This window comes from Haloleucobacter ellipsoideus (assembly GCF_052491725.1).
The window spans coordinates 42,193-56,174 of the sequence record NZ_JBQWAR010000019.1; the positions used below are offsets into that span (position 1 = coordinate 42,193).

Genomic DNA, 13,982 nt, shown 5'->3' on the forward strand with positions numbered 1-13,982 from the left:
ACAGGGCATCGCGTCTCATCCGGAAAGACTTCTGCACCGCAGGAAGGACAGGTTCTCTGATCCTTTTCCATCAAACTTGCCCTTCCCTTCTGTATCCGGCGATGAGGTACCGCCGGACTTGGACGGCATTATGGATGACAGTTACCCGCCAAAGTCGAGAGGCGGCGGGGGCGGTTCTTCAAGGCCTGGCGTCAGGCTGTCGAACTGTTGCTGAATCTGCTGCTCATCCAGTTCCACATGCCCGGACTTGTAGTGCGTCACCATTTGCGGGAAGGCAATGATAAGGGCCACCATGGCAAGCTGGATACACACGAAGGGCACCGCACCCCAGTAGATCTGCCCGGTGGTGACAGGCTGCATCGTATGGCCCGTCACGCGGTCCACATAAGGTGTCTTCGCGGCCACAGAACGCAGGAAGAACAAGGCGAAGCCGAAGGGCGGATGCATGAACGAGGTCTGCATGTTCATCGCAAGGATGACGCCAAACCAGATGAGATCAATGCCCAGCTTGTCCGCCGCGGGCCCCAGCAGGGGAATGATGATGAAGGCCAGCTCGAAATAATCGAGGAAGAAGGCCAGAAAGAATACCAGCACGTTGACGGCGATGAGGAAGCCCAGCTCACCGCCCGGCAGCGACACGAGCAGCTCTTCCACCCACAGATGTCCATCCACCCCATAGAAGGTGAGTGAGAACACGCGCGCGCCCAGCAGGATGAACAGCACGAATGCGGAAAGCCGCGCAGTGGAATAGGTGGCCTGCTGCAACAGGTCGAACTTCAGCCGGCCACGTGCCAGCGCCAGAACGAGGGCGCCCAGCGCACCCATGGCGCCACCTTCCGTGGGCGTGGCGACGCCGATGAAGATGGTGCCCAGAACAAGAAACACCAGTGCCAGCGGCGGCACCATGACGAAGATGACCTGTTCCGCGATGCGGGAGAGCAGCTTCAGGCGGAACACGCGATTCACCACGGCCAGAATGAACGCCAGACCAACCGTAACGCTCATCGCCAGCACGATATAATCAACGCCAAACTTGAGCTGGGCATTGTTGAGCAGCCAGATGGCGGCGGCGATCGTCACGGCGGCAATGATGAAAAGCGAAGGCGTGATGAGACGCGCCACACCCTTCATCACGACATAAAGGACGATGAAGGACCCAACGCCCCACACAGCCATATTCACTGTTTCCGAAAGGACATCTGCGGTCATGGCCGGCCATGAACCGGTGGCGATCAGAACGGCAAAGCCGGCAGCACTCAGCGCGCCGAGAATATGCGGCATGGCGGGAGCGGCCTCGGCCTCCCGCAGGGTCTGCGCTTCGGGCGGCAGGCCGGGCGTTGCCGAGGGGAAGAAGATCGAGACGACAAAGATATAGAGCGCATACACTCCGGTGAGGGCCAGAGCCGGCAGCAATGCGCCCGCATACATGTCACCCACCGAACGATTGAGCTGGTCCGCCATCACGATCAGAACCAGAGAGGGCGGAATGATCTGCGCCAGCGTTCCTGAGGCGGCGATGACACCTGTCGCAACCCTCCGGTCATACCCATAGCGCAGCATGATCGGCAGCGAGATCAGCCCCATGGAGATGACCGATGCGGCCACCACGCCGGTGGTCGCCGCCAGCAGGGCGCCGACGAAAATCACCGCATAGGCAAGGCCGCCACGCACGGAGCCGAAAAGCTGGCCGATGGTATCCAGCAGATCCTCAGCCATTCCCGAGCGCTCAAGAATGAGGCCCATGAAGGTGAAGAAGGGCACCGCCAGCAGCACCTCATTGTTCATGGTGCCATAGATTCGTTCAGGCATGGCCTGAAAGAAATCCGGCCGGAACAGGCCCAGATAGATGCCGATCGCCCCGAAAATCAGGCCATTGGCCGCCAGCGAGAAGGCGACGGGGTAGCCCAGCAGCAGGAAGAAGACCAACGCCACGAACATGATGGGCGCCATATTGTGGGCAAACCAGCCGCTGAAGCTGCCATCAGCCGCCAGCGCGGCATCCGGCAGAAAGGCCACCAGCGCCACAACACATGCCAGAAGAAGCGCGAACCGCACCAAACCAGAATTGCGCATTTCGCCCTCAGCGCTGTTCGGCGGCATCATCACCGCCTTGTTGTGCCGTCATCAGCCGCTCAGCCTCGGCGGCCAGAGCAATCGGACCGTTCTCGTCACTCGATGCCTTGTCCTCGAGCCGGCCGGTCATGATGGCCACACGCTTGATGATTTCGGAAAAAGCCTGAAGGGTCAGAAGCAGAAAGCCCACAGGCACGAGCAGCTTGGCCGGCCATTGCGGCAGCCCGCCCACATTCAGGGACTGCTCGTTGATATAGAAGGACTTCAGGAAGAAGGGCCAGGATGTCCAGAGCAGCAGCAGGGAAAACGGCAGCAGGAAGAAGACATGGCCGAAAATGTCGATTCCATCGCGCATGCGCTTGCTCAGATGGCTGCTGAGAATATCGATGCGGATATGCTCGTTGTCACGCAGCGTCCAGGAGGCACAAAACAGGAAAACCGCGGAAAACAGAACCCATTGCAGTTCCAGCCAGCTATTGGAGCTGACATCGAACAGCTTGCGCACCACGGCATTCACCGATGACACCACGATGGCGACAAGGATGAGCCAGGAGGAGAGCTTGCCGATGCGCACATTGAGCGCATCTATGCCGCGCGAGAGCGCGAGCAAAGGTTTCATGGGCCAATTTCCCTGGAGCAAGACTTGAAAGGCCGAATCCAGCTCACCAATACAGGCATGAACCGGACAGGCCCCCGCTTTTGAAGCCGTCTTTTAATACCTGGACCACCATAAGGAAAGTCACTGTAGTCGCAAGCGCATGCGGGGCGCGGCTGCCCTGCTTCCATTGCACAGCGCCCCGGAGTGTTTGAGGAGGATCAGCGGGCCTTTGCGCGCGCACCACCCTGCGCCATGCACAAGCTGCAATGGCGCAGGAGGAGAGACAAAAGCCGCTCAGCCTTCCGGGGATTCCAGTATCGGGTCATACTGGCTGGCATCGAAGCCCAGCACCGCGAAGGACTGGGCCATGTGATGCGGCAGGGGCGCGGATACATCGATCAGGCCTTCCCCGCGCGGATGGGGAATGACAATACGACGCGCCAGCAAATGCAGCTTCTTCTGCAAGCCGCCCGGCATCTCCCAATTCTCGATATTGAAATATTTGGGATCGCTCAGAATCGGATGGCCGATATGGGCCAGATGCGCGCGCAACTGATGGGTGCGCCCCGTGACCGGCTTGAGAGACAGCCAGCTCATTTTCTGGGCCGCCTGGTCAACCACCGCATAATAGGTCACGGCATGGCTGGCCTCATTCTCCCCATGGCGGGCCACGCGCATCCGCTCTTCTTCCTCATCGCGGGCCAGATAGGTGGAGATCCGGCCCTGACGGGGCTTCGGCACGCCGGGCACGACAGCCCAATAGACCTTGCGCGCCTCACGCGAGCGAAAGCTCTTGGCCATGACCGAGGCCGCGAGGCGGGATTTCGCGATGAGCAGGCAACCGCTGGTATCCTTGTCAATGCGGTGGACAAGGCGCGGGCGCTGCCCATCCTTGCCTGTCATCGTCTCCAGCAATCCATCCACATGGCGCGTGATGCCGGAACCACCCTGCACGGCAAGACCGAACGGCTTGTTCAGCACCATCACGTCACGATCCTCATAGAGGATGAGGGAGCGCAGATACTCGCTGTCTGAAAGATATTTGCGCGCCCCGCGACCGGCAGGCGCCTCTCTCCCCGTATCGGCTCGCGTGGGGGTGGAGGCGCGGGCGGCACCCGGCCTGGCCTCGGGCGCAGCGCCCTGCCCCTTTTCATCGGCCGGCTGGTCTTCATCGCCTCCCAGAGGAGGAATGCGCACGCTCTGGCCCGCCGCGAGCCGGGATGAGGTCTTCACCCGGCCGCCATCCACACGCACCTGCCCCGTGCGCACCAGTTTTTGCAGATGACCGAATGACAGGTCCGGATAATGCAACTTGAACCAGCGATCGAGGCGCATGTCCGCCTCGTCCTCAGTCACCGTCTTCAACTCGACCGCCATGAGCGGATGTCCTCGCGCCACGAAATGGAAATTTGCCCAGACCAATAGAGCATGCGGCCTGTCGCGTCACGCGGCGCAGACGGTTTTGGCGGGAATCCGGTCAGGCCACGGCCCGCATCAGGTAAAAACCGGCAAATACGGCAATGAGGCTCAGCGCTACGGAACCTGCGACATAAAGCAGGGCCAGTGAAATATCCCCGCGCTCCACCAGCAGCATCGCATCCAGCGAAAAGGCGGAGAATGTCGTGTAGCCGCCCAGCACACCCGTGGCGAAGAACAGGCGGTGGCCGGGATGAACCGCGCCGCCGCTGCGGAATGTGAGATAACCGATCAGCAGCCCCATGATCAGACAGCCACTCACATTCACCAGAAAGGTGGCGAGAGGAAAGGTGCTGCCGGCCCAGCCTGTCACCACCACATTCATGAAGTGGCGACACATGCCACCAATACCGGCCCCGATAAAGACGATGAGATAACTCATGATGACAGCCTCTCGTCGCGGATGACGGCTCAGTTCGGGGTTTCCGGCCGGGGAGTATCCACCCGCGTGGCCACGGCCTCAAGCGCCGATATCACGCCGGGAAACTGGCCCACAATGCGCGCGCCCTCAGGCGTGATGTGGTCCTGATCCCTGTAATAGAACTCCTCCCCCTGCCCCGATGTGCAGGTTTTCTGATCACAGAAGACATCCTGAAGATAAACCGCCGAGACACCCGGCCGGTCCTTCACCTTTTCCGCAATCACGGCATTGGAGGGGCTGACAAACAGCGTGCTCTTTTCCCGCGGCGCCGTATAGCAGGCGGAAGAATCGCCAATGAAATATTCGCGATAGGCCACGCACTGGGCCGGCTGCTGCACAAATTCCGGGGCCTGCCCGAGGATCAGCACATTCGCCCCGGCCGCGCGAATGGCCTGAATGGTGCGCTCGACCGCGACCGGGAAGACCGCGATGCTCACCTCGCGTGTGGGCTCCTGGGCATCCGGCAGGTCCGGCATGAGCAGGGCCGCGACACCCTCGCGTGTATAGTGGGTCCACATGGCCCAGCGCCCGACCAGCACCACAAGGCGTGGCTTGGCTTTCTCGATCTCCTTCAGCACCGCCGCGTTGAAATCGAAACAGGGATGATCGATGATATTGCGCACCGCCGGAAGAACCCCGACCAGTGGCGGACAGCCCGGGCGGCTGATGAGCCGGGTGGTCAGGCCCAAACGCTCCGCAGCCTCGCCAATGCCCGAGAAGGTGGAGCCGGCATGCGAGTCGCCCCACACCAGAACCTCATATTTCCCTGTCGCGGCTCCGGGCCCCATGATGCAATTGGTGCGGGCCAGATCGAATTTCGGTGCGGCCTTGCGCTCGGCCTCATCGCATTCACGCGGGGTGCGCACCTGCGCCACCACACTGTTGGCTTTCTCGCCCAACGGCGTATTGGGCCAGAGCTGCCCGTTGATCGCCTCAAGCCCGCGCGCACCGGCAAACACAATGGCAATGCCGAGTATGGCCCCGGCAAACCTGTAGCTGCGCCGGCCGAAGAAAGCCTGCGGCTTGCGCAGCGGCATCTCCACATATTTCCAGGAGAGAAAGGAAAGACCGATCGCCAGAAGGATGAGAATGCCGGCTTCAAGATTGGTGAGATGGCGGCCCTTATAGACAAAGGCCAGAGACAGCAGGGGCCAGTGCCACAGATAGAGCGAATAGGAAATCCGCCCGATCTGCACGAAGCCCTTCATCGCAAGAACCCGCGCGACGATCGTCGTCGGGGCGTTCATTCCGGCAAAGATGATCAGGGCCGTGCCAAGCACCGGCGGCAGGGCATGCACACCGGGAAAAGGCGTGGATTCCCGATAGACAAAAACCGGCACCAGCAACGCCACCAGCCCGAGAAGCCCCAGAATGTTTGCGGTCCTGTGCTTTATCTTCGGCAGCGGCGCTATGGCCAGAAAGGCGCCGAAGAGAAACTCCCAGACACGGCAGCTCAACAGGTAAAACGCCCGGCGTGCGTCCCCGGCAAACTCGATCTCGGCATGAGCGAGCGAAAGAACCGCCACCAGAACCAGAAACCATATGGTGGTCCGAACGCCCGCAAACCTGGCCAAAAGCCACAGAAACAGGGGGAATACGATGTAAAACTGCTCTTCGATCGCCAGAGACCACAAATGCAGCAAGGGCATCTGTTCAGCCACCGGCCCGAAATAGGAGTCCAGCCACATGAAATGGATGTTGGCGTAGAACAGCACGGCAGGCCCGAGCGATCTGGCATATTCCTCCATCTGCGCAGGCAGAAGGGTGAACGTGCACAGAAGCGTCGTGACCGCCAGAACCAGGAACAGCACCGGCAGAATGCGCCGGATACGCCTGTCATAGAAATCCGCCAGAGAAAAGCGCCCCGCCACCATATCCGGATAGATGATGGAGGTGATCAGAAACCCGGAGATGACGAAGAACACATCGACGCCGACAAACCCGCCGCCAACAAACTTGAACCCGCCATGAAACAGCACGACACTGCCCACGGCGATCGCGCGCAGACCATCAATATCGGGCCGGTAAACCAGACTCATGATCTCTCCTCGGATGCGCTTCGCGTTTGCGCACGGCTCCCCACCGGGGCGCGCTCAGCAATAGCGAGCACATTCGCGGGACGCAATGCACCATGCGCCAGATCCGCCGCAATCTTGCAGAAGGGCTGAAAGGGTCAGAACGCCTTGTAGGTAATGATGGTGTGCGTGTCCCGTATGCCGGGAATGACATGTACCTGCTGGTTCACGAACTGGCCGATATCGGTACCCGGTTCCACATAGAACTTCACCAGCAGGTCATAATCACCGGCGGTGGAATAGATTTCCGAGGCGATTTCCGCATCGGCAAGCATATCCGCCACTTCATAGGCCTTGCCGAGATGGCATTTGATCTGGACGAAAAAGGGGATCACGACACTCTCCGGGCATATGGATGCGCAGCTTGTTGGCGCGCAAGGTGAACAAATGCGCGCGCCCGCGCAAGTCTCTCCTGTCATCATGCGCCAATGCGCCCATGGCCTTCGGGTCGCCCTCATGCCATAGAGGCTGGGAATACAGGATTTTCCAGCGGGCCCATGTGCCGCATCCTTGAAGGAGTGCACCGTTGCTCAACAGCGCGCCCCCTATCGCCCTGACCATCGCCGGCTCTGATTCCGGCGGCGGGGCCGGCATTCAGGCCGACTTGAAAACCTTTTCCGCTCTCGGCGTTTTCGGTGCCAGCGTCATCGCGGCGCTCACGGCACAGAACACGCTTGGGGTCAGCGCCATTCATGATGTGCCGGACGCCTTTATCGAAGCCCAGATGGATGCGGTTTTTTCCGATCTGGATGTGCGGGCGGTGAAGATCGGCATGCTCTCGCGCCCCGGGGCCATTCGCGCTGTCGAGGCGGGACTTCGTCGCGCCGGCGTGCGCCCCATTGTGCTTGACCCGGTGATGATCGCGGCCTCCGGCGCGCGTCTTTTGACTGCGGACGCCGTGGACACGCTGAAGCAGCATTTGCTGCCGCTGGCAGATCTCATCACCCCCAACCTGCCTGAAGCCGCCGCCCTGCTGGACACCGCCCCCGCCAGCACTGAGGAGGAAATGCAGGCCCAGGGAGAAGCCCTGCTGAAACTGGGTGCGCGCGCGGTTCTGATGAAAGGCGGCCACGGGGAGGGATCGGACAGTGTCGACCTTCTGGTGAGCCCGGACGGCACCTTGCGCCTACCCGCACCGCGCCATGATACCCGCAACACCCATGGCACGGGCTGCACCCTCTCCTCCGCCATCGCTGCCGGCCTTGCTCTGGGGCTGCCGCTTGAGAAGGCCGTCATGCGCGCCAAGGCTTATATCAGCGCCGCCATTGCGGCCGCGGATCAGCTTCATGTGGGCAAAGGGCATGGGCCGGTGCATCATTTCCATGCGCTCTGGCCCCTTCTGGACCAGCAGCAGAGCTGAGCAACAGGCGGCAGGACTGGAAAAGCCGGGCTGCGTCCGCTATATCGAACACATGTTCGGTGGAAGGGTTGCATTCATGGCTGTCAAAGATCGTGGGAGCAACACGCTCGAATCCGGCGCACAGATCCTGACCGGACAGCTGGGCAAGACCATTCAGCGTCTGCGCAAGGCTTACAATCTGTCGCTCTCCGAGCTGGCGGAACAGTCCGGCGTTGCCAAATCCATCATCAGCCAGATCGAACGCAACGAGACCAACCCGACACTGGCCACGATCTGGCGTCTTTCCCAGGCGCTGGACATGTCTGTCGAGCGGGTTCTGGCCTCCGAGGATGACAGCCCGGTCATTGAAAAGCTCACCCGCGCCGATACCCCGATACTGCTTTCAGAAGACGGCAAGGTCCGGCTTTCAATCATCGGATGGATCAAGACGGTCGAATGGCTGCAATATTATGATGTCACGGCCGAGCCCGGTGGCGAGCTGGATTCCGAAGGCCACCAGCGTGGTGCCGTCGAATGCCTGACTGTCATTTCCGGCGCTCTTGAGGTCACGGTTGGCGAGATGATCGAAACAGTGAAGGAAGGCGAAACCATTCGCTATCGCTGTGATCATCGTCACATCATTCGCAATATCAACGATGTGCCAGCGCGCGCTTTCATGGTGTGCCTGCTGAAAGCGGCCGTGCTTGAGTGATGTGCCGGAGACGGCCCCATGAAGATGGCGGTGGTTGCGTCCGCCTTTTCCTGGCGGATGCCGGGACACGGCTGTTCAGAAGCGACAGAAGTCTGTCACTCCATAAGGACAGCAGTCTAAAATCATATCCGGGAATTGAAGAACATGGTGGGCGGTGACGGGCTCGAACCGCCGACCCTCTCGGTGTAAACGAGATGCTCTACCAACTGAGCTAACCGCCCACTTTCATATTTTGAAGCGCGTTTGTATGCTGTACAACCTGCCGCGGCAAGGCCCCATCTGATGCTCTCAACAGGGCTTTGGTTGTACACGCGACGCAAGACAGAAAAATGAGACCATGGAGCATGATAAGCTCCATGGTTATGCGGGCGCCATGTGCATATACACGGCGCCCGGTGTCTCAATCAGCTGTTGACGGCTTCCTTGAGACCCTTGCCCGGGGTGAACTTGGGCGCCTTGGAAGCGCTGATCTTCACCGGGTTGCCGGTGCGCGGATTGCGCCCCTCGCGTGCAGCGCGGGTCACCACCGAGAAGCTGCCGAAGCCGATCAGCTTGACTTCCTCACCCTGCTGAAGCGCCTTGGCGATGATGTCGAAGGTGGCGTCCACGGCGGCGGCGGCGGCCGTCTTCGTCAGCTTGGCCTCTTCGGCCACCGCGGCGATCAGTTCGTTCTTGGTGGTCATCTGACCATTCCCTTCCATTGTCAAAATTCGAATCGTCGGGAGTTACGCTCCAGCGATCCGCGCGAGAATCACGGAAAATGCGGCTTTTGCAAGTACAGTCGACGACAAACCCGCACCAATGCACGCTTTCTGACATGTGATGTTGCAAATAAGAAGGGCGGCATGGTCCACATGCCGCCCTTCCCACTCTCAACTGTTACCCGCTTGCATCAGTGGGCAACGACACCGGAGCTGTCCTCACCCTCGACAGGCGCCGCCACCGGCTTTTCTTCCCACACGATCGGCTCGGGGTGGCGCACCAGTGCATGATGCAGCACCTCATCCATCCGGGAGACGGGGATGATTTCCAGCGCGTTCTTCACATTCGCCGGAATATCCGCCAGATCCTTCGCATTCTCTTCAGGAATGAGAACGGTCTTGATGCCACCGCGCAATGCGGCCAGCAGCTTCTCCTTCAATCCACCAATCGGCAGAACCCGGCCACGCAGGGTGATTTCACCCGTCATCGCCACATCGCGGCGCACCGCAATGCCGGTCATCACCGAGACAATGGCGGTTGCCATTGCCACACCGGCGGAAGGCCCATCCTTCGGAGTTGCCCCTTCAGGAACGTGGACGTGGATGTCCCGACGCTCGAAGAGCGGCGGCTCGATGCCGAAATCCACAGCCCGCGAGCGCACATAAGATGCCGCCGCCGAAATGGACTCCTTCATCACATCCTTCAGGTTGCCCGTCACCGTCATCTTGCCCTTGCCGGGCATCATCAGGCCTTCAATGGTCAGCAGTTCGCCACCCACCTCGGTCCAGGCAAGACCGGTCACAACACCCACCTGATCTTCCCGCTCGATCTCGCCATAGCGGTAGCGCGGAACGCCGAGGAACTCCTCCAGATTCTCCGCCGTGACATGAACCGCCTTCTTCTTCGTGAGAACCAGTTCCTTCACGGCCTTCCGGGCCAGTGTGGAGATCTCACGCTCCAGATTACGCACACCGGCTTCGCGGGTGTAGCGGCGGATCACGAGCATCAGCGCGTCATCAGTGATGGACCATTCCTTCGGCCCCAGGCCGTGCTTCTTGACGGCATTGGGGATGAGGTGCTTGCGGCAGATCTCCGCCTTCTCCTCCTCGGTGTAACCGGCGATGCGGATCACCTCCATCCGGTCCAGAAGGGCCGGCGGAATGTTCAGCGTGTTCGCCGTGGTGACGAACATCACATTCGAGAGGTCATATTCCACCTCAAGATAGTGATCCGCGAAGCTGTGGTTCTGCTCGGGGTCGAGAACCTCAAGCAGGGCCGAGGACGGGTCACCGCGGAAATCGGCGCCCATCTTGTCGATCTCGTCCAGCAGGAACAGCGGGTTGGCCTTCTTGGCCTTGCGCATGGACTGGATGACCTTGCCGGGCATGGAGCCGATATAGGTGCGACGGTGACCGCGGATTTCCGCCTCATCGCGCACACCACCCAGCGCCACGCGCAGGAACTCGCGCCCTGTCGCCTTGGCGATGGACTTGCCCAGAGAGGTCTTGCCGACACCGGGAGGGCCGACAAGGCACAGCACCGGGCCGGTGAGCTTGTTCGCGCGGCTCTGCACCGCAAGATACTCTATGATCCGGTCCTTGACCTTGTCGAGGCCATGGTGATCGGCATCCAGCACCTGCTGGGCGAAGGGCAGATCCTTCTTGATCTTGCTCTTCACACCCCACGGAATGGAGAGCAGCCAATCCAGATAGTTGCGCACCACGGTGGCTTCCGCCGACATGGGCGACATCTGCCGGAGCTTCTTCAGCTCATGGGTTGCCTTCTCACGCGCTTCCTTGGTCAGCTTGGTGCGCTTGATCCGGTCTTCCAGCTCCTGCAGGTCATCCTTGCCGTCCTCGTCGCCGAGTTCGCGCTGAATGGCCTTCATCTGCTCGTTCAGATAGTATTCGCGCTGGGTCTTTTCCATCTGCCGCTTGACGCGGGAGCGGATGCGCTTTTCCACCTGCAGCACGGAGATTTCACTCTCCATGAGGCCGAGCACCTTCTCCAGCCGGTCGGAAACCTTCACGGTTTCCAGCACATGCTGCTTGTCGGTGATCTTCACGGCCAGATGCGAGGCAATGGTGTCCGCCAGCTTGGAGTGATCGTCGATCTGGCCGACAACCCCCACCACTTCCGGCGAGACCTTCTTGTTCAGCTTCACATAGTTTTCGAATTCAGTGACAACGGAACGCGCGAGGGCTTCCGCCTCAACCGCGTCTCCGGCCTCTTCCTCGATGGTAACAGCTTCGGCCTCGTAGATATCGGTGCGCTCGGTATAGCGCGAGACGCGGGCGCGGCTCACACCTTCCACCAGAACCTTCACCGTTCCATCCGGCAGCTTCAGAAGCTGAAGAACGGTTGCGAGGGTGCCGACATTATAGATCGCCTCGGGAGAGGGATCGTCATCCGATGCATTCTCCTGCGTGGCGAGCAGAATATAGGTATCGCCGCGCATCACCTCTTCCAGAGCGTGGATGGACTTCTCACGCCCCACGAAGAGGGGAACGATCATATGGGGGAACACCACGATGTCGCGCAGCGGAAGCACCGGGTAGGTTTGCGTCACGCCAGCAACGAGCGGGGGGCGCGGCTTCGGGCTCGTCATGACCTCATCCTTTCAAAGTGCACACGCACGGACGCATTGCCGCGCATATGCGCAGCCGGATACCGGAACGGATTTTCAATGCTGATGCCGCGAAGGCCGCTGGCCGCATGAGGTCCGAGCACGGAGACCGGATCTTTCTCAACCAAGATGGAGATGCGCCCGGAAAGTTTCAAGGGCGCGGCGCGGTGCGGTGCGGAAATGAAATGGGGAAAAGCAACAGGTTTGCATTCAAACACAAAAAGGCCCCCCGCGCGTGATGCGCGGGGGAGTGTTCTGTATAAATGGCCCTCAGGCACTGGCTCCCGCGTCGCTGACGCGGTCTGCGTAGATATAGAGAGGCCGCGCCTTCTGCTCGATCACCTCGCGGGAGATGACAACCTCTTCCACGCCCTCAAGGCCCGGCAGGTCATACATCGTATCCAGCAGAATGCCTTCCATGATGGAACGCAGGCCGCGCGCGCCCGTCTTGCGCTCGATAGCCTTGCGGGCGATGGCGCCCAGCGCTTCCTCATGGATCGTCAGCTCGACATTCTCCATCTCGAACAGACGCTGATACTGCTTCACGAGAGCGTTCTTCGGCTCGGCCAGAATCTTCTTCAGCGCTTCCTCATCCAGATCCTCGAGCGTCGCCAGAACCGGCAGACGGCCAATGAACTCGGGAATGAGGCCATACTTCAGCAGATCCTCGGGCTCCACTTCGCGGAACACTTCGCCAAGACGACGATCTTCCGGCGAAGCCACCTTCGCGGCAAAGCCGATGGAGGTCGAGCCCTGGGCGCGGGACGAGATGATCTTGTCCAGACCGGCAAAGGCGCCGCCGCAGATGAACAGGATATTGGTCGTATCCACCTGCAGGAACTCCTGCTGGGGATGCTTGCGACCACCCTGCGGTGGCACGGAGGCAACCGTGCCTTCCATGATCTTCAGCAGGGCCTGCTGCACACCCTCGCCAGAAACGTCGCGGGTGATGGAAGGATTGTCCGCCTTGCGGCTGATCTTGTCGATCTCGTCGATATAGACGATGCCGCGCTGCGCGCGCTCGACATTGTAATCAGCCGCCTGAAGCAGCTTGAGAATGATGTTCTCGACATCCTCACCCACATAACCGGCTTCGGTCAGCGTGGTGGCGTCAGCCATGGTGAAGGGAACATCCAGAATGCGTGCAAGCGTCTGTGCCAGCAACGTCTTGCCGGAGCCGGTGGGGCCGACCAGCAGGATGTTGGACTTGGCCAGTTCCACATCACCATTCTTGGTGGCGTGGCTGAGGCGCTTGTAGTGGTTGTGCACGGCCACCGAGAGGACCTTCTTCGCATGCTGCTGGCCGATGACATAGTCATCCAGCACATTGCGGATTTCCTTCGGGGTCGGGATGCCATCCCGCGACTTCACCAGCGAGGACTTGGACTCTTCCCGGATGATGTCCATGCACAGCTCGACGCACTCGTCGCAGATGAACACGGTCGGTCCGGCGATGAGCTTCCTGACCTCGTGCTGGCTCTTGCCGCAGAAAGAGCAATAAAGCGTATTCTTGCTATCGCTGCTGCTGCTGCCGCCGGTCTTGCTCATCTTCGTCTCCTACGACCTATCGATACGGACACATATGCGCCTGTGTCGTACGGATCACCAGTTGGGGCCTGCCTGCAAGAAGCTGACCAGACCCGAATATGGTGATTGGCAATGAGTTAGCCAATCACCCTCTGGTGACTTGATCAAGGCATTTGCGGCAAACAGATGAAGTTCCCCACATGCCCCGCCTCTTTTTTCGCACCGCCCGGAACGCCGGAGCATGCGAAACAGATTCATCACCAGACCACACCATAACGGTGAATCTTTGACTGAAAGTTCCCAAACGAAAGGCCCCCACTCTTTTCAGAATGGGGGCCTGACTTCATGAAAACATGGATAACAGAATATGAAGAAAAACCGTATATCACTGGTTTAACAAGGGAATGGGCAGCATCCCGCGTGCGCCATCCCC

Annotated in this window: 11 protein-coding genes and 1 tRNA gene; 2 read left to right on the forward strand and 10 right to left on the reverse strand. The window is 60.2% G+C overall.

Features of this window, described 5'->3' with window-relative positions:
- Nucleotides 1-141 precede the first annotated feature (141 nt).
- The 6 genes from ACT6QG_RS10325 to ACT6QG_RS10350 form a co-directional block, all read right to left on the reverse strand.
- A complete protein-coding gene (locus ACT6QG_RS10325; RefSeq protein ID WP_444977787.1) occupies nucleotides 142-1,950 on the reverse strand; it encodes a TRAP transporter large permease in 1,809 nt (602 codons plus the stop codon).
- Nucleotides 1,951-2,080: 130 nt separating this feature from the next.
- Complete coding sequence (locus ACT6QG_RS10330) at nucleotides 2,081-2,692, reverse strand: TRAP transporter small permease subunit (RefSeq protein WP_444977487.1); 612 nt, start codon at nucleotides 2,690-2,692, stop codon at nucleotides 2,081-2,083.
- 273 nt (nucleotides 2,693-2,965) lie between these two features.
- On the reverse strand, nucleotides 2,966-4,048 hold the full coding sequence (locus tag ACT6QG_RS10335) for an RluA family pseudouridine synthase (protein ID WP_444977488.1): 1,083 nt from the start codon (nucleotides 4,046-4,048) through the stop codon (nucleotides 2,966-2,968).
- A 100-nt stretch (nucleotides 4,049-4,148) separates the two neighbouring features.
- Entirely contained in the window at nucleotides 4,149-4,529 is a 381-nt protein-coding gene (gene crcB / locus ACT6QG_RS10340) for a fluoride efflux transporter CrcB (RefSeq protein WP_444977489.1), read from the reverse strand.
- Nucleotides 4,530-4,558: 29 nt separating this feature from the next.
- Nucleotides 4,559-6,607, reverse strand: a complete 2,049-nt coding sequence (locus ACT6QG_RS10345; protein WP_444977490.1) for an acyltransferase family protein — start codon at nucleotides 6,605-6,607, stop codon at nucleotides 4,559-4,561.
- A 134-nt stretch (nucleotides 6,608-6,741) separates the two neighbouring features.
- Entirely contained in the window at nucleotides 6,742-6,978 is a 237-nt protein-coding gene (locus ACT6QG_RS10350; protein ID WP_444977491.1) for an Lrp/AsnC ligand binding domain-containing protein, read from the reverse strand.
- 191 nt (nucleotides 6,979-7,169) lie between these two features.
- Between ACT6QG_RS10350 and thiD the strand changes: the two genes are divergently transcribed.
- Together thiD and ACT6QG_RS10360 are read left to right on the forward strand one after the other, a co-directional pair.
- Nucleotides 7,170-8,003: a bifunctional hydroxymethylpyrimidine kinase/phosphomethylpyrimidine kinase gene (thiD, locus tag ACT6QG_RS10355; RefSeq protein ID WP_444977492.1), complete on the forward strand. Its 834-nt coding sequence runs from the start codon at nucleotides 7,170-7,172 to the stop codon at nucleotides 8,001-8,003.
- A 76-nt stretch (nucleotides 8,004-8,079) separates the two neighbouring features.
- Nucleotides 8,080-8,694 carry a helix-turn-helix domain-containing protein gene (locus ACT6QG_RS10360; RefSeq protein WP_444977493.1) on the forward strand — a complete coding sequence of 205 codons (615 nt, stop codon included), beginning with the start codon at nucleotides 8,080-8,082 and terminating at the stop codon, nucleotides 8,692-8,694.
- A 145-nt stretch (nucleotides 8,695-8,839) separates the two neighbouring features.
- Here ACT6QG_RS10360 and ACT6QG_RS10365 read toward each other — a convergent pair.
- From ACT6QG_RS10365 to clpX, 4 genes are all read right to left on the reverse strand, one after another.
- Nucleotides 8,840-8,915: transfer RNA gene (locus ACT6QG_RS10365), tRNA-Val, on the reverse strand.
- 183 nt (nucleotides 8,916-9,098) lie between these two features.
- Nucleotides 9,099-9,377, reverse strand: coding sequence for an HU family DNA-binding protein (locus tag ACT6QG_RS10370; RefSeq protein WP_444977494.1), 279 nt, complete (start codon nucleotides 9,375-9,377; stop codon nucleotides 9,099-9,101).
- A gap of 209 nt (nucleotides 9,378-9,586) precedes the next feature.
- Nucleotides 9,587-12,004 carry an endopeptidase La gene (gene lon, locus ACT6QG_RS10375; protein WP_444977495.1) on the reverse strand — a complete coding sequence of 806 codons (2,418 nt, stop codon included), beginning with the start codon at nucleotides 12,002-12,004 and terminating at the stop codon, nucleotides 9,587-9,589.
- 288 nt (nucleotides 12,005-12,292) lie between these two features.
- Nucleotides 12,293-13,570: an ATP-dependent Clp protease ATP-binding subunit ClpX gene (gene clpX, locus ACT6QG_RS10380; protein WP_444977496.1), complete on the reverse strand. Its 1,278-nt coding sequence runs from the start codon at nucleotides 13,568-13,570 to the stop codon at nucleotides 12,293-12,295.
- Nucleotides 13,571-13,982 lie beyond the last annotated feature (412 nt).

Coding starts and splice junctions, on each gene's coding strand:
- ACT6QG_RS10325 (WP_444977787.1), bottom strand. CDS start 1,950: ATGGCGCCCATCATGTTCGTGGCGTTGGTCTTCTTCCTGCTGCTGGGC.
- ACT6QG_RS10330 (WP_444977487.1), bottom strand. CDS start 2,692: ATGAAACCTTTGCTCGCGCTCTCGCGCGGCATAGATGCGCTCAATGTG.
- ACT6QG_RS10335 (WP_444977488.1), bottom strand. CDS start 4,048: ATGGCGGTCGAGTTGAAGACGGTGACTGAGGACGAGGCGGACATGCGC.
- crcB (WP_444977489.1), bottom strand. CDS start 4,529: ATGAGTTATCTCATCGTCTTTATCGGGGCCGGTATTGGTGGCATGTGT.
- ACT6QG_RS10345 (WP_444977490.1), bottom strand. CDS start 6,607: ATGAGTCTGGTTTACCGGCCCGATATTGATGGTCTGCGCGCGATCGCC.
- ACT6QG_RS10360 (WP_444977493.1), top strand. CDS start 8,080: ATGGCTGTCAAAGATCGTGGGAGCAACACGCTCGAATCCGGCGCACAG.
- ACT6QG_RS10370 (WP_444977494.1), bottom strand. CDS start 9,377: ATGACCACCAAGAACGAACTGATCGCCGCGGTGGCCGAAGAGGCCAAG.
- lon (WP_444977495.1), bottom strand. CDS start 12,004: ATGACGAGCCCGAAGCCGCGCCCCCCGCTCGTTGCTGGCGTGACGCAA.
- clpX (WP_444977496.1), bottom strand. CDS start 13,570: ATGAGCAAGACCGGCGGCAGCAGCAGCAGCGATAGCAAGAATACGCTT.